The 20,297-nt window shown below is 30.5% G+C and carries 15 protein-coding genes and 2 tRNA genes; 11 read left to right on the top strand and 6 right to left on the bottom strand.

Annotated elements, in window-relative coordinates:
• Positions 1-32 precede the first annotated feature (32 nt).
• The 4 genes from rpoC to WHD07_RS05845 all read left to right on the top strand — a co-directional run bounded on the left by rpoC (position 33) and on the right by WHD07_RS05845 (position 8,849).
• Positions 33-4,307, top strand: coding sequence for a DNA-directed RNA polymerase subunit beta' (gene rpoC, locus WHD07_RS05860; protein ID WP_105050525.1), 4,275 nt, complete (start codon positions 33-35; stop codon positions 4,305-4,307).
• A 153-nt stretch (positions 4,308-4,460) separates the two neighbouring features.
• Positions 4,461-4,772, top strand: coding sequence for a DUF3467 domain-containing protein (locus WHD07_RS05855; protein WP_343330438.1), 312 nt, complete (start codon positions 4,461-4,463; stop codon positions 4,770-4,772).
• A 198-nt stretch (positions 4,773-4,970) separates the two neighbouring features.
• Positions 4,971-7,820: a TonB-dependent receptor gene (locus tag WHD07_RS05850; protein ID WP_343330437.1), complete on the top strand. Its 2,850-nt coding sequence runs from the start codon at positions 4,971-4,973 to the stop codon at positions 7,818-7,820.
• Positions 7,821-7,826: 6 nt separating this feature from the next.
• A complete protein-coding gene (locus WHD07_RS05845; RefSeq protein WP_343330436.1) occupies positions 7,827-8,849 on the top strand; it encodes a phytase in 1,023 nt (340 codons plus the stop codon).
• Between the two features lie 35 nt (positions 8,850-8,884).
• Here WHD07_RS05845 and WHD07_RS05840 read toward each other — a convergent pair whose 3' ends face one another.
• On the bottom strand, positions 8,885-10,363 hold the full coding sequence (locus WHD07_RS05840) for a hypothetical protein (protein WP_343330435.1): 1,479 nt from the start codon (positions 10,361-10,363) through the stop codon (positions 8,885-8,887).
• A 31-nt stretch (positions 10,364-10,394) separates the two neighbouring features.
• A complete protein-coding gene (aroC, locus tag WHD07_RS05835; RefSeq protein WP_343330434.1) occupies positions 10,395-11,459 on the bottom strand; it encodes a chorismate synthase in 1,065 nt (354 codons plus the stop codon).
• Positions 11,460-11,705: 246 nt separating this feature from the next.
• Between aroC and WHD07_RS05830 the strand changes: the two genes are divergently transcribed.
• A tRNA-Ser gene (locus WHD07_RS05830) sits at positions 11,706-11,790 on the top strand.
• Between the two features lie 120 nt (positions 11,791-11,910).
• Here WHD07_RS05830 and WHD07_RS05825 read toward each other — a convergent pair.
• The 4 genes from WHD07_RS05825 to WHD07_RS05810 form a co-directional block, all read right to left on the bottom strand.
• The gene (locus WHD07_RS05825; RefSeq protein ID WP_422897657.1) at positions 11,911-12,900 is read right to left on the bottom strand and encodes an ISAon1 family transposase; all 990 of its coding nucleotides are present in this window, start codon (positions 12,898-12,900) and stop codon (positions 11,911-11,913) included.
• Complete coding sequence (locus WHD07_RS05820) at positions 12,887-13,237, bottom strand: ISAon1 family transposase N-terminal region protein (protein ID WP_343329009.1); 351 nt, start codon at positions 13,235-13,237, stop codon at positions 12,887-12,889. Before WHD07_RS05820 ends, WHD07_RS05825 begins: the two co-directional genes overlap by 14 nt.
• 306 nt (positions 13,238-13,543) lie before the next feature.
• A tRNA-Gly gene (locus tag WHD07_RS05815) sits at positions 13,544-13,616 on the bottom strand.
• A 67-nt stretch (positions 13,617-13,683) separates the two neighbouring features.
• Positions 13,684-14,130 (bottom strand): GNAT family N-acetyltransferase, encoded by a 447-nt coding sequence (locus WHD07_RS05810; protein WP_343330433.1) that lies wholly within the window; start codon positions 14,128-14,130, stop codon positions 13,684-13,686.
• A gap of 162 nt (positions 14,131-14,292) precedes the next feature.
• Here WHD07_RS05810 and WHD07_RS05805 point away from each other — a divergent pair, with 162 nt between their 5' ends.
• From WHD07_RS05805 to WHD07_RS05780, 6 genes are all read left to right on the top strand, one after another.
• Positions 14,293-16,143, top strand: a complete 1,851-nt coding sequence (locus WHD07_RS05805) for a tetratricopeptide repeat-containing sensor histidine kinase (RefSeq protein ID WP_343330432.1) — start codon at positions 14,293-14,295, stop codon at positions 16,141-16,143.
• Positions 16,143-16,880, top strand: coding sequence for a LytTR family DNA-binding domain-containing protein (locus WHD07_RS05800; protein WP_343330431.1), 738 nt, complete (start codon positions 16,143-16,145; stop codon positions 16,878-16,880). Before WHD07_RS05805 ends, WHD07_RS05800 begins: the two co-directional genes overlap by 1 nt.
• Before the next feature lie 107 nt (positions 16,881-16,987).
• The gene (locus tag WHD07_RS05795; protein ID WP_343330430.1) at positions 16,988-17,398 is read left to right on the top strand and encodes a hypothetical protein; all 411 of its coding nucleotides are present in this window, start codon (positions 16,988-16,990) and stop codon (positions 17,396-17,398) included.
• Positions 17,399-17,439: 41 nt separating this feature from the next.
• Entirely contained in the window at positions 17,440-18,411 is a 972-nt protein-coding gene (locus WHD07_RS05790) for a hypothetical protein (protein ID WP_343330429.1), read from the top strand.
• 15 nt (positions 18,412-18,426) lie between these two features.
• Positions 18,427-19,083: a hypothetical protein gene (locus WHD07_RS05785; protein ID WP_343330428.1), complete on the top strand. Its 657-nt coding sequence runs from the start codon at positions 18,427-18,429 to the stop codon at positions 19,081-19,083.
• Positions 19,084-19,134: 51 nt separating this feature from the next.
• Positions 19,135-20,292 carry a DUF6882 domain-containing protein gene (locus WHD07_RS05780; RefSeq protein WP_343330427.1) on the top strand — a complete coding sequence of 386 codons (1,158 nt, stop codon included), beginning with the start codon at positions 19,135-19,137 and terminating at the stop codon, positions 20,290-20,292.
• Positions 20,293-20,297: the final 5 nt, after the last annotated feature.

Raw genomic sequence — 20,297 nt, 5'->3', positions numbered from 1 at the left:
GAATACTGCCAACTGAATACTTATTAAAAGACATGGCAAGAAAACAAGAGAAATACACTGTAAAAAAGTTTAACAAAATCTCAATTGGTTTATCATCACCAGAAGCTATTTTAGAAATTTCTAAGGGTGAAGTTTTAAAACCAGAAACTATAAATTACCGTACACACAAGCCAGAAAGAGATGGTTTATTTTGTGAGCGTATTTTTGGTCCTGTAAAGGATTATGAATGTGCTTGTGGAAAGTACAAAAGAATTCGCTACAAGGGTATCGTTTGTGATAGATGTGGTGTAGAAGTAACAGAAAAGAAAGTACGTAGAGATAGAGTAGGACATATCAATTTGGTAGTTCCTGTGGCTCATATTTGGTACTTTAGATCATTACCTAACAAAATGGGATACCTTTTAGGTCTGCCATCTAAAAAGTTAGATATGATTATTTACTACGAACGTTACGTAGTAATTCAACCAGGTATTGCAAAAAATGTGGAAGGAGAACCATTACAAAAAATGGATTTCTTAACGGAAGAAGAATATTTAGATATTGCTGATGAGTTACCACAAGATAACCAATACTTAGATGATTCTGACCCAAACAAGTTTATCGCTAAAATGGGTGCTGAATGTTTAATTGATTTATTAGCACGTATCGATTTAGATGGGTTGTCTTTTGAATTAAGACATAAAGCAAATACAGAAACGTCTAAACAACGTAAAACTGAAGCTTTAAAACGTTTAAATGTAGTTGAAGCATTTAGAGATTCTCAGAAAAATAGAGAAAATCATCCAGAATGGATGATCATGAAAGCAATTCCGGTTATTCCACCAGAATTAAGACCATTAGTGCCATTAGATGGAGGTCGTTTTGCTACTTCAGATTTAAATGATTTATATAGAAGAGTTATTATTAGAAACAATCGTTTAAAAAGATTGGTAGAAATAAAAGCTCCTGAAGTTATTTTACGTAATGAAAAACGTATGTTGCAAGAATCTGTAGATTCATTATTTGACAACACTCGTAAATCATCTGCAGTAAAAACAGAATCTAACAGACCTTTAAAATCGTTATCAGATTCATTAAAAGGTAAACAAGGACGTTTCCGTCAGAATTTATTAGGAAAACGTGTTGATTATTCTGCACGTTCTGTAATTGTTGTTGGACCAGAAATGAAATTGTCTGAATGTGGATTGCCAAAAGATATGGCAGCTGAACTTTACAAACCTTTTGTAATTAGAAAACTAATTGAAAGAGGAATTGTAAAAACAGTTAAATCTGCAAAGAAAATAATAGATAGAAAAGAACCAGTAGTTTGGGATATTTTAGAAAATGTAATTAAAGGTCATCCAGTTTTATTAAACAGGGCTCCTACTTTACACAGACTTGGTATACAAGCTTTTCAACCTAAATTAATTGAAGGTAAAGCAATCCGTTTACATCCATTAGCATGTTCTGCATTTAATGCCGATTTTGATGGGGATCAAATGGCGGTTCACTTACCATTAGGACCAGAGGCTATTTTAGAAGCACAATTATTAATGTTGGCTTCTCATAATATTTTAAATCCTGCAAATGGTGCTCCAGTTACTGTACCTTCTCAGGATATGGTACTTGGTTTATACTATATGACCAAAGAAAGAATTTCTACACCAGAAGTTCCTATTAAAGGTGAAGGTTTAACTTTCTATTCGCCAGAAGAAGTAACTATTGCTTTTAACGAAGAAATGGTAGACTTAAATGCTGGAATTAAAGTTAGAACTTATGATGTTGATGAAAACGGAGAACAAGTAAGAAAAATTATAAAAACTACTGTAGGTAGAGTTTTATTTAATGAAGTTGTTCCTCCTGCGGCAGGATATATTAATGAGGTATTAACTAAGAAAAACTTACGTGGAATTATTGGTGGTATTTTAAAAGCTACAAATATTCCTACAACAGGAGAATTCTTAGATGCAATAAAAAATATGGGATATAAATTTGCCTTTCAAGGTGGTTTATCTTTCTCATTAGGGGATATCATTATTCCTAAAGAAAAACAATCTATGATTGATGAAGCCAATAAAGAGGTAGACATCATTATAGGTAACTATAACATGGGTATGTTAACGCAAAAAGAGCGTTACAATCAGGTAATTGATGTTTGGGGTTCTACCAACAATAGATTAACTGAATTATCGATGAAAAACTTACGTGAAGATCAACAAGGTTTCAACTCGGTATACATGATGCTTGATTCTGGTGCAAGGGGTTCTAAAGAACAAATTCGTCAGTTAACAGGTATGCGTGGATTGATGGCAAAACCTAAAAAGTCTACAGCAGGTGGTGGAGAAATTATTGAAAACCCGATTCTATCTAACTTTAAGGAAGGTTTATCGATTTTAGAATACTTTATTTCTACGCACGGTGCGCGTAAAGGACTTGCAGATACCGCCTTAAAAACGGCAGATGCTGGTTACTTAACTCGTAGATTGGTAGATGTTTCTCAAGACGTTATTGTTAATGAAGAAGATTGTGGTACTTTAAGAGGTTTAGAAGTTGCTGCATTAAAGAAAAATGATGAGATTGTAGAATCTTTATCAGATAGAATTGAAGGACGTGTTTCTTTACAAGATGTGTATCATCCATTAACAGATGAACTTATTTTAGGAGCAAATCAAGCAATTACTTCTAAATTAGCAGAGGCTGTAGAAAAATCAGGAATTGATAAATTAGAAGTTAGATCTCCATTAACTTGTGAGTCTACTAGAGGTATCTGTGCTAAATGTTACGGACAAAGTTTATCTACTCTTGGTAAAGTACAAATTGGTGAAGCAGTTGGTGTTATTGCTGCACAATCTATTGGAGAACCAGGTACACAGTTAACATTACGTACATTCCACGTTGGTGGGGTTGCAGGTAATATTTCTGAAGAGAATAAATTAATAGCTAAGTTTGATGGTAAAGTTGTTATCGATGATTTACGTACAGTTGTTGGAAAAGACAATGACGGTAAAGAAATTGATATTGTAATATCTAGAACTGCAGAGATTAAAATTATAGATAAGAAAACAGGAATTACTCAGAGTACAAACATTTTACCTTACGGTTCTATCATTTTTGATAAAGAGCGTAAATCAATTAAAAAAGGTGAAGTAATTGTTCAATGGGATCCATTTAATGGTGTAATTGTTTCTGAATTTGCAGGAAAAGTGAAGTTTGATAACTTACAACAAGGTATTAACTACTCTGTAGAAGTTGATGAGCAAACAGGTTTCCAAGAGATTGTAATGATCGATTCTAAGAACAAGAAACTAATTGCATCTTTAATTATAGAAGATGAAGACGGTAATGCTTTACGTTCTTACAGTTTACCTTTAGGTGCACACTTAATGGTTACTGATGGAGATAAAGTAGAAGCAGGTCATACTTTAGTAAAAATTCCTAGAAAATCTGGTAAAGCAGGGGATATTACAGGAGGTTTACCACGTGTAACAGAATTGTTCGAAGCACGTAATCCTTCTAACCCATCTGTGGTTTCTGAGATTGATGGTGTGGTTTCTTTCGGTAAAATTAAGCGTGGAAATAGAGAAATTATTGTTGAATCTAAAACAGGTGAAATTAGTAAGTATTTAGTTAAACTTTCTAACCAAATCTTAGTTCAAGAAAATGACTTTATTAAAGCAGGTATGCCATTATCAGACGGAGCTACAACTCCTTCAGATATTTTAAGAATTCAAGGACCATCTGCAGTACAAGAATACTTGGTAAATGAAATACAAGAAGTATATCGTTTACAAGGTGTAAAAATTAACGACAAACATTTTGAAGTTGTTGTTCGTCAAATGATGCGTAAAGTTAAAATTATAGATTCTGGAGATACTTTATTCTTAGAGAATCAATTAATTCATAAAATTGACTTTATCAAAGATAACGATGCAATCTACGGAATGAAAGTTGTTGAAGATGCTGGAGACTCTGAAAATTTAAAACCAGGTCAAATTATTTCTGCACGTCAATTAAGAGATGAAAATTCTTTATTAAGAAGAAATGATCAGAACTTAGTAGAAGCAAGAGATGCTAAACCAGCAACGGCAGAGCAAGTTTTACAAGGTATTACAAGAGCATCACTACAAACAAAATCGTTTATTTCTGCAGCTTCCTTCCAGGAAACTACAAAAGTATTAAACGAAGCTGCTGTAAGTGGTAAAATAGATACTTTAGAAGGATTAAAAGAAAATGTAATTGTTGGTAAGAGAATTCCAGCAGGTACAGGTATGAGATCTTATGAAAAAATTCTAGTTGGTCCTAAAGACGAAATGGAAAAAAGTTTCTAAATAAACGTTTAAACGTTAAAATTTTTTAAAAGTTGAATTGTTTACTGTAACTTATTACACTATTCAATTCAACTTTTTTTATTTCTTCTCGAGCGCAGTCGAGAGGTTTATCATTTAGGTGTCGACTGCGCTCGACCTGACAAATTTATTAATATGGAAGAAGATCAAAACAAAGACGGACAAATAAATATAGAATTAGATCAAGAAATTGCGGAAGGAACCTACTCTAATCTTGCAATTATTAATCATTCAATGTCAGAATTCATTGTAGATTTTATTAATATTATGCCTGGTGTACCAAAAGCTAAAGTAAAATCTAGAATAATTTTAACGCCTCAGCATGCTAAAAGGTTAACACAAGCTTTAGCAGATAATGTTCGTAAATTTGAACAAGCTCATGGAGAAATCAAAGACTATGAACAGCCTCCAATTCCTATGAATTTTGGACCTACTGGTAAAGCTTAAAAAAATATAAAGACTGCTAAATAGGCAGTCTTTTTTTATTTATACAAAATTTAAAAGGCTATAAAAACGTAAAATTATAATTACTTCAACGTTAAAAATGTATTTTTTGGTTAAAGAATTATCTTTTTGTTTTCATTTAGTTAATCATTTTAAAACGCCGCTATAAATACTTTTGTTTCATTATAAACTATTATTAAAATGAAACAATACAGTTATTTAAAGTTATTTATTTTAACGATATTTTTATCGTTAAGCGCATTTAAAACAATTGCCCAAACGGGTAAGATACAAGGTGTAATAACCGATAAAGATGGATTTTATGTACCTGGAGCAAATATTGTTTTAGAGTCTTTAAGAAAAGGAGATATCTCTAATTTTGATGGAAAATTTACTATTGTTGCAATTCCCTCTGGAAAATATACTCTAAAAATTACTTATTTAGGTTATAAGGATATTGAAGAGGAAGTTGTGGTAAAAGAAAATGAAACCACCAACCTTCATTTAGAGTTAATTTCAGAAAGTATAGCTTTAGATGTTGTTCAAATAAGAAGTTACAGATTAGGCAGCCAGTCTAAGGCGCTAAACACCCAAAAAAATAATTTAAATATTACCAATGTGGTTTCTACAGATCAAATTGGTAAATTTCCTGATGCTAATATTGGTGATGCTGTAAAAAGAATACCTGGTATTACAATGCAAGTAGACCAAGGTGAGGCAAGAAATATTATTATTAGAGGACTTTCTCCTCAATTAAATTCGGTAACACTTAATGGAAGTAGAATTCCTTCCGCCGAAGGCGATAATAGAAATGTTCAAATGGATTTAATTCCTTCGGATATGATACAATCCATACAAGTTAACAAGGCTGTAACTCCAGATATGGATGCAGATGCCTTAGGAGGCTCTGTTAACTTAATTACAAAAACAGCACCACGTGCATTTCGATTATCGGCAACAGCAGGTTCTGGTGTAAACACAATTACCAACAAAAGGATTTTAAATGGTTCTTTTTTGGTTGGTGATCGTTCTAAAAACGGAAAATTTGGTTGGATGATTTCTGCAACCATCAATGATAATGATTTTGGTTCTGATGATGTAGAGGCAGAGTGGACGGATGAATTTGCCTATACTGATCTGTTAGGAAATGAAGTTGAAATGGATGTAAACCCGTATACAAATGTATTTGAAGAAAGAACTTATTTAGTGCAAAGAGTTCGTAGAAGTTTTTCTGCAAATTTTGATTTTAAAGTGAATGATAATAATAATCTGTATTTTAAATCGATGTATAATTGGAGAGATGATAGAGAAAATCGTTTTAGATTAGAACATGAAATTTTAGATGCGGAAGATATTTTTATTGGAGACTTTGCAATTACAGACAATACACCAACCATGTTTCCTGTAGAAGTTAAAAGACAATCTAAAGGAGGTATTGACAACAACAGAAATAAAAATAGACGTTTAGAAGATCAAAAAATGCAAAATTATACGCTTGGTGGTCATCATTTAGCTGGATCATTAAAAATAGATTGGATGTCTTCTTTTGCAAAAGCATCCGAAGAAAGATTGCATGAGCGTTATGCAGAGTTCGAGTCAGAGCATAACATCAATAATGATATTTCTGATATTAGATTTCCATTATTTACACCCGTAAATACATCAGATTTTAATGACCTTTCTAATTTTGAGTATGGAGAAATAACAGAGGAAAATCAATATACAGAAGAAAAAGATTTTAATACGTTTATTAATTTCGAGCTTCCTTCAGATTTTTTTGGAAATGGAGATGGTTTTATAAAGTTTGGATTTAGAGGTCGTTTTAAAACGAAATTAAGAGATAATGATTTCTTTGAATATGATTTAGAAAGTAGTTACCCAACTTTAGCGGCTATACCTACTAAAAACTATTCTGATGCCGATTACTTAGCAGGGAGTCAATATCAAGCAGGTTTGTTTGCAGACGAAAAATGGTTAGGTTCTTTAGATTTAACTAGTGGAGATACGGTAGAAGATGAGTTTTTACGTAAAAATTACAATGTAAAAGAAAACGTATTAGCTTCTTATGTAATGACAAATCAAAAGTTATCGGATAAATTAAGCGTTTTAGCAGGTGTTCGATTAGAGCATACAAAATTAACGGCTACAGGAAATAATATTTTAGATGAAGATACTTTAGATGGCACATTAACAAAAGAGAGTTCTTATACTAATATTATGCCTGGGGTACATTTTAAATATGATGTTTCAGATAAAACAGTAGTTAGATTTGCTTGGACAAATACATTGGCAAGACCAAATTACGTAGATATTACACCTACTTTAGATGTAGTTACTGGTGATGAAGAAGTGTTTTTAGGAAATCCTGATTTAAAACCAACAACCTCTATGAATTTTGATGTAATGGCAGAAACGTATTTTGATAATGTTGGTATTTTATCAGGAGGGTTGTTTTACAAAAATATCAAAGATTTTATTTACACTTTTCAATCAGAAACCACAACCAATGATTTTGGTGCAGATACAGCAGGTTTTGAAGTTTATCAACCTTTAAACGGAGACAATGCTTCCATTTTTGGTGTAGAGTTGGCAATTCAAAGAAAATTAGATTTCTTACCTGGTTTCTTAAAAAACCTTAGTATTTACGCTAATTACACTTATTTAACTTCGGATGCCAACGGAATACGTAATGAAGATGGAGAGGAAAGAGATGATTTAGATTTACCAAATACAACACCTAATATGTTAAATGGATCTTTAGGGTATGCAGATACCAAGTTAAGTTTAAGACTTTCTGCTAATTTTTCTGATGCTTATATAGATCAAATAGGAGGGAATGCCTTTGAAGATCGTTATTACGACAAACAGTTTTTCTTAGATTTTAGCGCAGGCTATACGATCAATAAAAATTTAAGCATTTATGCCGGTGTAAATAACCTTACCAACCAACCTTTGCGTTATTACCAAGGAGTTAGTGACAGAACTATGCAAATGGAATACTATGGTAAAAGGATTACTTTTGGTTTAAAGTATGATGTTTTTAAAAAATAAAGAAAAATGAATTTTAATTTCAAAAATATCATAGCATTTTTAGGGGGTTTACTATTACTATCTTGTAATTCTAAAAGTAAGTTACCTGCCATTACACCAGATGTAATTACAGAAAAATCTATAAATGATACCGATGATCCAGCAATATGGATTGATCCAACAGACGCGTCAAAAAGTATTGTTTTTGGTACGGATAAAAAAACAAATGGAGCCATTTATGCATACGATTTACAAGGTAAAGTTATTGAAGGGAAAACTATCAGAAATATAAAAAGACCTAATAATGTAGATGTAGCATACGGTTTTGCAATAAATGATTCTGTAAAAGTAGATGTTTTGGTATTTACAGAAAGAGAAAAACAACAGATTAGAATGTTTTCTATACCAGATATGAAACCATTAGATAATGGAGGTTTTTCTGTTTTTGAAGATGAAACAACTATAGAAAATAGACTGCCAATGGGAATTGCAATGTATAAGAGTCTGGTTGATGGTAGTTTTTACGCAATTGTAGGCAGAAAAATCGGACCAACAGAAGGGTATTTATATCAATATAAATTAGTTTCGGATAACAATAAAGTAAAATCTGTTTTGGTTAGAAAATTTGGAAACTTTAGTGGGAAAAAAGAAATAGAAGCCATTGCTGTAGATGCAGAAATGGGATATGTTTATTATGCTGATGAAGGGCACTGTATTCGTAAATATTATGCAGAACCATCTAAAGGTAATGAAGAGCTTGCCTGTTTTGGTGGTGAGTATTTTCTAAAAGATATCGAAGGAATAGCGATTGCCAAACTAGAAAACAAAAAAGGTTATCTTATTGTTTCTGATCAACAAAAAGGACAGTTTAACTTATTTGATAGACAAACAAATGCGTTTGTAAAAGCCGTTAATTTAACCACAACAGAAACCGATGGATGTGATGCGGTAACAGTACCTTTAAATGCTACTTTTAAAAGTGGGTTATTTGTTGCAATGAATAACGAAAGAGATTTTTATTTTTATGATCTAGATAAGATTTTAAAATAATCAGCATTACTATATTTTAGTGAAAAACTGAAGCTTTATAGCTTCGGTTTTTTTATATTATAAAGTAAGAATACCTTATTTCCCAGATTTGCTTTCTTAAATAAAGGAAATGAAAACTTTGGGAATGTATGTTCTATTTCAACCAGTTTAAATTTAGATTGTAGTTTTTTTAAGGTTTTTTTATGTAAGTCATCAATTGAAACAATCAATACATTTGTTGTATTGTTATTAAAAATAGGGGAAAACTTATCTTTTTCTATGTTTATAAAATTAGCATTTTTTTCTTCATAAAACTTTGAGTTTAATGGCCACAAGTATTTTGGGTAAAAATCTTCAGTTACTAAAATATTTAGATTTTTTTTATTGTTAAGTTGATGTATTTTTTCTGTAATTGCAGCTCTACCATCTCCAGATGCTTTTGTATTGGCAAAAAATAAAGCATAAAAATTTAAGGACATAATTAGAAGTAAACTGATGTGTATCCATTTTTTATTTTTAGCATACCATTTTTTTTCTAAAAGGTATTCATAACTAATAATTATAATAAGGGGAATAAAATTAATTAAGGGAAAAAGAAAGCGTATTTCTTTATGAGGAACAATAAAGTGAATGGTTAAAAAAGGTATAATTATCCATGTAATTAAATTTTTTCTTTTAGTTAAAGAAAAAGTAATAGATGAGAATATTATAATAATACCAATAGGTAATAGACCATAAAGTGAAATTAGAACAAGATAAAAATACCATGGGTATATACCAAACTCAGAAGCTTTGTCGTCTACAATATTCACTAAAAAATAATTATAAGGTGCTAGTGTCCATTCATTATAAAACCAAGAATCTAGCAATGCACCTAAAGAAATAATACATAGAATAGCAGCACAACAAGTAGATATTTTAAGTAAATTTTCTTTGTAAATTAAAAATAACCATAAAAGTAAGCCCAAAATGGCAAAAGAAATTTGATATCTAAATAAAAAGCTAAAACCAAGAACAGTACCAAGTAGAATATAGTGATAATAATTTGTTTGTTTTTTTAAAATAATGGTTACTCCATATAAAAAGAATAAACCAGACCAAGTTTCTGAAGAAAATCGAACATTTATAAATGGTAGAAACCATAAAAAATAACTAAGAAAATAAAAAACAATCCAGTGTTTTGAGGATATAAATCTTTTAGCCTCTTTTATAAAATTAGTAATTACAAATACCGAGAGTAATGCTGTTATTAATCGAAGAATAAATGCTTTTGAATAAGGATCTGTTATCGAAAAAAAACTAGATACCTTAAAGATAGCAAAAGCTATAGTAGGTTGAATTATCGATCTAATTTTTTTAGAATATTCCCAAGGAAGGTTGCTAGTACTATTAGTACCATCTATTACTCCTGCAAACTCAATTATTTGATAATGCTCATCCGCATTAAAGTAACCAATACTAAAAAATGCGGTAAGCGTATATACAAGTAAAGCTATTATTAAAATAGATTTATTGATTGTAAATTTATAATTCACAACATAGATAATTACATAAATTTAGGTTAAACTAGATTTTTCTCGTTTTATTTAATAACCAAAAATCTGCTAAAACTAAAGCAGTCATAGCTTCTACAATTGGTACAGCTCTAGGCACAACACAAGGGTCATGACGTCCTTTACCTGTAATTTCTGTAATTTCATTTTCAGAATTTATGGTTTGTTGAGAACTCATAATGGTTGCAACGGGTTTAAAAGCAACTCTAAAGTAAATGTCCATTCCGTTACTAATTCCACCTTGAATTCCACCAGATAAATTAGATTCAGTAGAACCATCTGCATTAAAAATATCGTTATGCTCAGATCCTTTCATTTTAGCACCACAGAAACCACTACCAAATTCAAAACCCTTTACAGCATTTATAGATAACATGGCACTACCTAATTGCGCATGTAATTTTTGAAATATAGGTTCGCCTAAGCCAACAGGTACGTTTTGTGCAACACAAGTAACGGTTCCACCAATGGTGTCTCCTGCTTTTCTTATTTCTTGTATTCTAGTAATCATTTTTTCGGCAGAAGTTTCATCCGGACAACGAACAATGTTACTTTCTGTTTTAGAAAAATCTAAATCTTGGTAAGGTTTGTCTATAAAAATATCACCTACAGAAGATGTAAAAGCATTAATATTCATGCTAGCAATAAGCTGTTTAGCCAAAGCACCAGCAACAACCCAATTTGCAGTTTCACGAGCAGAACTTCTTCCGCCACCTCTATAATCTCTATTTCCAAACTTTTTATCATACGTATAATCTGCATGAGAAGGTCTGTAAACATTTGTATTGTGATTGTAATCTTTAGATTTCTGATTGGTGTTTCTAATTATAAAACCAATAGAAGTTCCTGTTGTTTTTCCTTCAAAAATACCAGAAAGAAATTCTACGGTATCAGGTTCTTTACGTTGAGTTACAATTTTAGATTGTCCAGGTTTACGTCTGTTTAACTCATTTTGAATAGCATCAAAGTCTAGTGCTAATCCTGCAGGAAAACCATCTATAACCCCTCCAATAGCAGTTCCATGAGATTCTCCGTACGTTGTTACTTTTAATAAATTTCCAAAGGAATTAAATGACATAATTATATAATTAGAATAATGAAGACAAATATAATAAACTAGTATACAAGAATTCTATATTTACACATTTTTGTAATGATTTCTAAAAAAATAATATTATTTAGAATACTTGATTTATAGAGAGATATGAATTATTATGAATGATATTCAAAAAAAAAATAAAAAAAAATCATTTTTTGTTTTTTTAAACTAAAAAACCTTTCTATATTTGCAGCCGCAATCAGGGAATACCTGATGAGACACACTGGAGAAATGGCAGAGCGGTCGAATGCGGTAGTCTTGAAAACTATTGACTGTAACAGGTCCGGGGGTTCGAATCCCTCTTTCTCCGCAGCAAACCTCGTAATCTTTTGATTACGAGGTTTTTCATTTTATAGATATTGTATGAGGTGTTGCTTTTGTTGGATCAAGTCAAAAAGGGATCAAGTCAAAAAGTTGTGGGATTTAAGGATTACGCAAAAATAGTGCTAAGTCTAAATAAGAAAAAATCCACATTTCTGACGCCTCTAAACTGTGCTCTAAAGGCTTTAATTTTAGCGTTGAATGATTCTGCAGAAGCATTAGTACTTCGATTATCAAAATAGTTTAAGATGTTTTTGTAATGTATGGACATTGTTCTAGCTATAGTATTGAAGCTTTTAAACGCTGCTTGCCTTACTTTTTCATCCCATTTAGCAAGTCTTATAAGTGCTGATGTTTTATCTTTAGTGTTATTGAATATCCAAGATAGATTTTGGCATAACTTGTATGCTTTCTCTAAATCCGGATATTTTTCAAACAGTATTTCTGCTCTTATAGATTGATTTTTAGTCCATTTACGACTTGATTTATATAATAGATATCTGCTTCTAGCTAATAGTTGTTTGAGTGTATCTCCATTAGGTAATAGTTTTGGGTTGTATTTTAAAGATTTACTTCTGGCGTTTTCAATGGCATCATTCTCAGTATCAATCGCTTCCCATCGATGTTTAATTCTTATTTCTTGCAGTGCATCTAAGGCTAATTTTTGCACATGAAAACGGTCTATTACTAAGGCAGCGTTTGGAAAGGATTTCTTGACTATAAGCCCCATATTTCCCGCCATATCCAAGGTTACTTCCATAACTTTCTTCCTGTGTTTTAAAGGAATTTTATGAAGTATTTTTATGACAACTTCAGCTTTAGTTCCTTTGATCATGGCTACTATTGCGCCTTTCTTTCCTTTAGCTAATTTATTTGTTATTATGGTATATAAATCACCGTTAGAAAAGGCAGTTTCATCAAGTGATAAGTGAGTCCCTAAATTCTTTGCAAACAATAACCAATCTGTTGCGTGCTTCTGTTGATCCCAAGCTTTAAAATCACTTAAATAATCCTTATACTGTCTTTGTAAACTTCTGGGATTTACCCCGTAGAAATTAGCTACAGTACTAGCGCTAGTAGCGTTATTACTGACTGATATCTTTTAAAAAAGCAGCAAATTCACTAGTTATTCTAGTGCCTTTTGCTACTAATTGCCAATTTCTTGTAACTACTTTTTTAGAATTTTCTTCAACCCAACGTCGTCTAATAACATGTAGAAAAACGTTTTTACCACGTATTGGAAAATCTTGCACCGTAGCCTCTGGGAAAAAGCCTTTAGAGCTTAATTTAAGGGGTTTAAATTCTTCTGGAATTGTATTTAATTCTGTAAAATAGAAATGAAGTTCTCCATTTTTAACTTCGTGTTTCGTTAATTTAAAATAGTCAACAAGAATTTCTGGTAATAATAGTTTTGTTAGTTCAATTGAAGTATCCAAAATAGAGGTTTATTAGAAAGCAAAGTTCATGCTTTTTAATTTACTCCACAACTTTTTGACTTGACCCCTTTTGTTTCTTTTTATTTTAAATGATTAATGTAGAAGGTAGTTTTATTATAAAATATTTTGTTGAGAGATAAGAGTATTATTGTTTTAAAAAGATAATAGAAGATGTGTTGGTTATCTCTATTTGATAATTTCACCTTTTGATTAAATTGAACGATTGATTCTGTAGTTTTTTTTGATTGAATTAGCGCCTTAAATTTAGCGCATAAAAAAAACCTTATTATTTCTAATAAGGTTTTGAGCGAAAGACCGGGTTCGAACCGGCGACATTCAGCTTGGAAGGCTGACGCTCTACCAACTGAGCTACTTTCGCGTATATTGGTAAGCGGTTGCAAATATACAACCTTTATTAAGTTCTGCAAGTTTTTTTTAAAAAAAAATTAATAAAATTTTTTATCATCACGTAATACCTTTAAAAAGTGAAAGCCATAGATATTGTACCCTTCATTATAATAGAATTTGTGAGATTGTGGATTGTTTACATAGGCATTTAATTCTATAGCCTCACAACCTTTCTTTTGAACATGATTATCTATCCAATTAAAGAATTGTTTTCCAAGTCCTTGACCTCTTATTGTATCATCAATAATTACATGATCGGGCTCTACAGTTTTACCTATATAATGTCTTGTTGAATACCAAAGTCCAGAAATTCCTACTAGATTATCATCAATATATAAACCTATACATTCATAATTAGGTAATTTTGCTATTTCTACGACTCTTTCTTTGAGTATTTCTAGCGGTGTTTTGGAGTTTAATTTTGTTAAAAGTGGAATTATCGTTAGAATGTTATCTACTTCAATGATTTTTATTTGTGTTTTCATTCTTTAGAATTGTGATTTTTAATATTTAAAAAGCGAATATATAACTGTCTCTTTAAAATTTAGGGATTTTTTTATTTACACAAAAATAAAAGTAAATTCTTTTATTAGAGATTGATGATTATGTATTTTAGCTTATTCAAATTGTTATTCCGTTTTTCTTTTATGATTTTAAAAAACAAAAGAGTAAGGCAATTAATTTTTGCTATCACTTTACTACTATTATTTTTAGCATGTTCTAGGCAAGATGTTATTCGCCCTGATATACAAAAAAAACTAACTAGCATAGATAGTTTAATTCAAAAAGAACCACAACAAACACTCTTTAAATTAGATAGCTTACTGCAAAATAATAAAGATTTAACGTCTTTAGAGCAAGCTATGTGTTTATTTAAAAAGGGCGAATTTTTATATCTAAATTTTAAATATAATGAAGCGCTGAATACGCATTTAAAATGTTATGAATTATTTGTTGAATTAAAAGATACTTATAATCAGGGACGATGTTTAATTACATTAAGTGGTGCTTCTCTTCATATGGGAGACATAGAAACATCGCAAATGTATGCACTAAAGGCGCTGCATTTGGCTAAATTAATAGAAGATAAGCGTATTGAGGGTAAAGCGTATAATCAGTTATTTAATCTTCATTTTAAATTAAAAGATTACAACAAAGCATTGTCTTATATAAAAGTAACCGATAGTTTGTTTTCTAAGGGAATTGATACCGCTTCTATCATATCAATAAAAAACAACAAAGCCAGCGTTTATTTACAGCTAAAAGAATACAACAAAGCTTTAAAAAGTTATTCTGAAGCAATGCAGTTAAGTCATGCTACAGGAAACCCTAAAATATTAGCAAGTGTTTTAAATAATATAGGATATACCTACATAGAAGCTGGCGAATACCAAAGTGCTGAAAAATTTCTAAGAGGTGCTGCTACTTTAAACAAAAATATAAAAGATGTAAATGCTTCACCTTACAAAGGTTTGGGAAACCTGTTTTTATTGCGAGCTAAAAACGATTCGGCAGCAATTAACTATAAGAAAGCTTTAAATATTTATGTTTCTAATAATAATGCTAAGGATGAAATAGAGGTAAGAGATAAACTTGTTGCAATAGCAATTATGTCTGGAGATTATGTAAAAGCTTTAGATAACCAAATAATTAGAGATAGTTTACAATTAAATGTGAGTAGATTAGAACAAAATAGACTTTTAAATTTTGCAAATGTTAATTATGAAGTTAAACAAAAGGAAACTGAAATAAATCATCAAAAAGAAATTAATAGTAGAAACCAGTGGCTTTTAATAAGTACCGTATTGTTATTTGTTTTGTTAGCAATAGTAACTGCTTTTTATATATACAATACAAAACTAAGAGCAGCTAATAAGGCATCTAAATTAGAGCAAAGTTTACTTCGGATACAAATGAATCCTCATTTTATCTTTAACACCTTGGCAGCGATTCAGAATATCACTTTAGAAGGAAATCCTATAAAATCATCTAATTATATTGCAAAATTTTCTAAGCTGATTCGACAAAATTTCGATTATGTTAGAAAAGATGCTATTTCTTTAGATAAAGAGATTGCCATGATTTCTAATTATATAGAAACACAACAATTACGTTTTAATAATGTTTTTACCTATTCATTAGAAATTAACAACTCTATTGATACTACAAAAATACAAGTGCCACCAATGTTATTGCAACCTTTTTTAGAAAATGCTATAGAATATGGATTAAAAGAGAAGAAAGAAGGAGGGAAGCTTCAATTGAAAATAGAAAAGGAAGGACAAGAATTGTTATTTGTAATTTTAGACAACGGTTTAGGCAGATCATCAAAAGCTAAGCAAGAAGAATTAACGGAAGATTTACACGCTACAGCTATTTTTAAAGAACGTTTAAAAATGCGAAAAAAAGGAGAAGAGAAATCCTTTATTCTTCAAGATTTATTTGATGAAAACAACAAGCCTTCTGGAACAAAAGTATTTTTTAAATTAAAACTATAATGATAAAAGCCGTTATAATAGAAGACGAATTTAATGCTTTAAATACATTAGATAAACTGATAAAATATACTCAGAAAGATATTGAGGTTATTGCAAAAATAGATACTGTTACAGATGCTATTTCGTTTCTAAAAAAGGAACTGATAGATTTAGTTTTTTTAGATATAGAATTAATTGGCGGAAATGCATTTCAGATTTTAGAAGCTTTAGAGAGTATTGCGTTTAAAATAATTTTTACCACTGCGTATGATGAGTTTGCCATAAAAGCAATAAAATTTGATACCATAGATTATTTACTAAAACCGATAGATTCTGAAGAGTTATCAGAATGTATAGATCGCTTTAGAATTGGTTATAAAAAAGAGCAAGTTTATAAAAATGCTTTAGACAAGGTTTCTGAAATTAATAAAAAGGAAATTGAGAAAACCTTGTTAATTAAAACTGCGGATGCTCAGTATTTTTTGCAAACAAAAGATATTGTACGTTGCCAATCAGATGGAGCGTATACTATTTTTCATACAGTTGATAAAAAAATAATGAGTGCTCGTAATTTAAAATATTATGAGAATATTTTAAGTGAACACACTTTTGTACGTGTGCATCAATCTCATTTAGTAAATATAAAATACATAAAAAAGGTGAATGCTAACAATACGGTTCACTTAACAAACCAAGAAATAATACCTGTTGCTACACGTAAAAAATCGTATTTAAAACAGGTTTTAGATAGCTTATAAATGCGAATATAAAACGAAAAAGAGCATATGTAAAACGGTTTTAAAATCATCCTAATCAAGTCTTAGTTTTGAGGTATACAAAGAAATAACCTTTAAATTAAAATATCATGGGATTAAAAGAAAACAGATTTACAAAAACATTTCAAGAAGCACAATTTCCAGAATTAAAAGCACAAATAATAGCAGCTGCAGGTTTTGATGTTCCTTTAAACATTGAATGGAGTACTTTATTTGAAGATCGTTTTTTACACTTATACAACGATTCGTACCCTAAAATATATTTTTTACCACTTGTAGCGGCTTTTAAGTCTATTGCGGCAGATGAAATGGGGAAAGAAGCTTTAGCTGAAAGCTTAAAAGAAATTCACATATTAAATACCAAAGACCACCACAATCCTACTAATGCGTATGCATTTTCTAATGGAGTTTTAACTGTAGACCATAGTCCTATTTTAAATGCAGATGATGTTGATAGAAGGACGAAAGTATTGGTTAATTTATTAGAAAATAATTTATAAGCAAAGGGCAAGGCTTTGTGTAATTGGTAAATAATATTGGTATGTATAAATTTATTTTTTATAGTATTTTAATCGGAATTCTATTTTTGCTGGTTGGTTGTGGCGTTTCTAATATGAAAGCAAAAAAAGGGTTTGTAGCCTATTTAAAAGAGCATCATCATAACAAATATGAGATTTTAACTTTTAAAAGAAACTTTAATGCAGCAAACATGAATCCTAATTTGTTTTGGGTAGAATTAGCACTTAAAGAAAACCGTAACATTGTTATAAATTTTGAATGGAATGCAAAAGACAATGCACTTTATGTTCCGTTTCATTATACAGAAGATAGAAGTATAGAGGCCTTAACTCATTATCAAAAACAAGAAATTGTATTAAGAGAAGCGTTGTACCAAGCATTAGATAAGGATGTTTTTAATATGGATGTTAATGTATTTAATCATATCATTAGTATTGGCTTAGAAAGCGAACCAACATTTAAAGAGTTTCAATATTTTTCAGATAAAATTAGTGCCATTTTAGAAGATTATCCAAAGACCTGGACCAGAGAAGCGCATATAGAATTTAAAATTAAAGAAGAAGCAAAAGGTTTTTATGAGTTGATTGTTAAGCCCAATACATTTAATGATAGCAACGAGTCTTATAGATACAAACAACACGCTATTGTTGCTAATAATTACGGGTCTATAAAAGCAGTACATATAAACCATATTGTAGAACAAGAATTTTCTAAACCAAATTCTCCTGTGTATTTGAGTAACATTTGGGTCAATCAAAAAGATTTAAATTCATTTTACATCGCTTTCGAAAAACACGAGCCATTAAAAAGACCCGAAACAAATAAAAATTTAACTGAAGGTGTTGGTATGTATGTTGTAAAAATGAGTTACCCTAATTTAGAGAAGGAAACCTTAACCTATTACGATTACAAAACAACTTCTAGAGACGGAATTTTTCTGTATCTCATAGACCAATTACCAGAAGATTACCAATTTCTTATAGAACACTCATAATATCTAATTTACATCATGGAAAAAACATCATACTATAAAGCGTTTGTAGCCCAAACGCCAGAGGAAATCTTACGATCTGTTTTTAAGAAAGAAGAAGCTGTTTTAATTGCTATTTCTTTAAATAATGGAACGTATCTAGAAGGCATAATTCTAGATTTAAAGGAAGATCATAACCACAATAAATCGGTTTGCATGCTTTCTCAGAATGAAGATGTACTCTTTTTTAATACGCACAGTATTGTGTCTGTTATAGTAAAACAACCCAAAAAAATGGTTGTAGAATTATCTAAAGGTGCTATTAGCAGGCCCATATCATCAGAAAATGAAAATCTAACGGTTTTGCAATTAAAACGCTGGTTACAAAGTGAAAAAAGCCTATTAGGAAATCAAATAAAGGAATTTAATGTTGATAAACTTCCGCTAGGAGAATTAAACAATCGATTAAATATTAAAGATGTTTTTACCGCATTAAAAAGTACTGTTGATGAAATTACAAAAGATATTTTAGGTAAAGAAGCATGGCAAGGTATTGATAGAATTGTACTGCAACAAGAAAATAAGTTAGGTGTTGATAATCAATCTGGAGTATTAACAATATCAATTGCAATTAATAAAGCTTTACCAGAAAACTTATTGAATATTTTAGAAGAAAAATTACTTCAAATATTATAAAACAAACAAAAAAATCATTTTAAACAATTAATAAATTATAAAATAAAAATTATGGGACTTAAAGAAAAAAGAATTATTCAAGCATTTCAAAAAGAATTATTTCCAGCATTAGAAACAGAAATTAATAAAGCAGCAGGTTTTGCCGTTCCTTTAGATATTTCTTGGAACACTTTAATGGAAGATCGTTTCTCTCACTTGTACAATGATACGTTTCCTAAAATATATTTTTTACCATTAATAGAAGCTTTTAAATCTATTTGTATAGATGAAATGGGTGTTGAACTTTTAAAAGCTGGATTAAAAAATGTAATTATTATTAATGAAAACGAAGAGCATAATTTAGAACGTGCAATTACATTTGAAGAAGGCGTTTTAAAAATAAATCATAGCCCTGTTATAAATGCCGATGCTGTAGATAGAAAAACAGCTCGTATTATTTCTTTATTAGAAGAAAAGTTAGAAGAATTTGCAGAAGGAACTTCGGATGCAGCATCTACGGAAACAGAAAGTGCTCAAGAAGCATCAGCAGAAACAACAAAAGTAACTATTCAAGAATTGTATAATCAATCGTTTGTAGTTTCTACCGAAAAACAAGAGATTTTTGGAGAAATGGTAGAAGGTTTAGGTTGGAGTTGCGATATGTTAGAAGGTACATTAACCTACGGAGACGATAAAGTTTTTGACATTCAGGTGATAGGTACTTATTCTGAAAATGAAAAAAGTTGGTTATGGGCTTGGGCAAATACACAAAGTGGTATTCCAGAGAAGTTTTTACAAACAGCTTTAGCAGCAAAAGCAATAGGAGAGGCTTATCAAATTGAAGATTTTGTTACATCTAAAAAAGAATTTAGTTCAGATCCGGGAGTTTATTTTTCTACAATAATTTCTGCAATGGCAAAAGAAAGTTGTTACGTGCCATTAACTTTTAAAGGCTTAACGGTTTATGTTACCATAACATCTGCAGAAGCAGATAGCAAAGCAAGAACGGTGCCTGCTTTAATTTGTTCTCATTTTACAAAGGTAGCCGCAAACTATACGTTTCCTCATAAATACAGTTTGTATTTTTATTTAAAAGGAAAGGGGTACGAAGTAGAGTTGCCAGGTAATAATATTGTTGCTAAAAATGGAGATGATCAAATTCTTGGAATTTTCGACTTAAAAGGTCGATTAATGAAAATTTCTAATTCAAAATTAACTCTTCAAGCCTAAAATAG

It is taken from the genome of Polaribacter staleyi, assembly GCF_038024045.1.
In the GTDB taxonomy this organism is placed as follows: domain Bacteria; phylum Bacteroidota; class Bacteroidia; order Flavobacteriales; family Flavobacteriaceae; genus Polaribacter; species Polaribacter butkevichii.
This window is presented reverse-complemented; position numbering and strand designations above follow the sequence as displayed.

Excerpts from the sequence above, each read along its gene's own strand:
- rpoC (WP_105050525.1), top strand. The coding sequence starts at position 33 with ATGGCAAGAAAACAAGAGAAATACACTGTAAAAAAGTTTAACAAAATC.
- WHD07_RS05855 (WP_343330438.1), top strand. The coding sequence starts at position 4,461 with ATGGAAGAAGATCAAAACAAAGACGGACAAATAAATATAGAATTAGAT.
- WHD07_RS05850 (WP_343330437.1), top strand. The coding sequence starts at position 4,971 with ATGAAACAATACAGTTATTTAAAGTTATTTATTTTAACGATATTTTTA.
- WHD07_RS05845 (WP_343330436.1), top strand. The coding sequence starts at position 7,827 with ATGAATTTTAATTTCAAAAATATCATAGCATTTTTAGGGGGTTTACTA.
- aroC (WP_343330434.1), bottom strand. The coding sequence starts at position 11,459 with ATGTCATTTAATTCCTTTGGAAATTTATTAAAAGTAACAACGTACGGA.
- WHD07_RS05810 (WP_343330433.1), bottom strand. The coding sequence starts at position 14,130 with ATGAAAACACAAATAAAAATCATTGAAGTAGATAACATTCTAACGATA.
- WHD07_RS05805 (WP_343330432.1), top strand. The coding sequence starts at position 14,293 with ATGATTTTAAAAAACAAAAGAGTAAGGCAATTAATTTTTGCTATCACT.
- WHD07_RS05800 (WP_343330431.1), top strand. The coding sequence starts at position 16,143 with ATGATAAAAGCCGTTATAATAGAAGACGAATTTAATGCTTTAAATACA.
- WHD07_RS05795 (WP_343330430.1), top strand. The coding sequence starts at position 16,988 with ATGGGATTAAAAGAAAACAGATTTACAAAAACATTTCAAGAAGCACAA.
- WHD07_RS05790 (WP_343330429.1), top strand. The coding sequence starts at position 17,440 with ATGTATAAATTTATTTTTTATAGTATTTTAATCGGAATTCTATTTTTG.
- WHD07_RS05785 (WP_343330428.1), top strand. The coding sequence starts at position 18,427 with ATGGAAAAAACATCATACTATAAAGCGTTTGTAGCCCAAACGCCAGAG.
- WHD07_RS05780 (WP_343330427.1), top strand. The coding sequence starts at position 19,135 with ATGGGACTTAAAGAAAAAAGAATTATTCAAGCATTTCAAAAAGAATTA.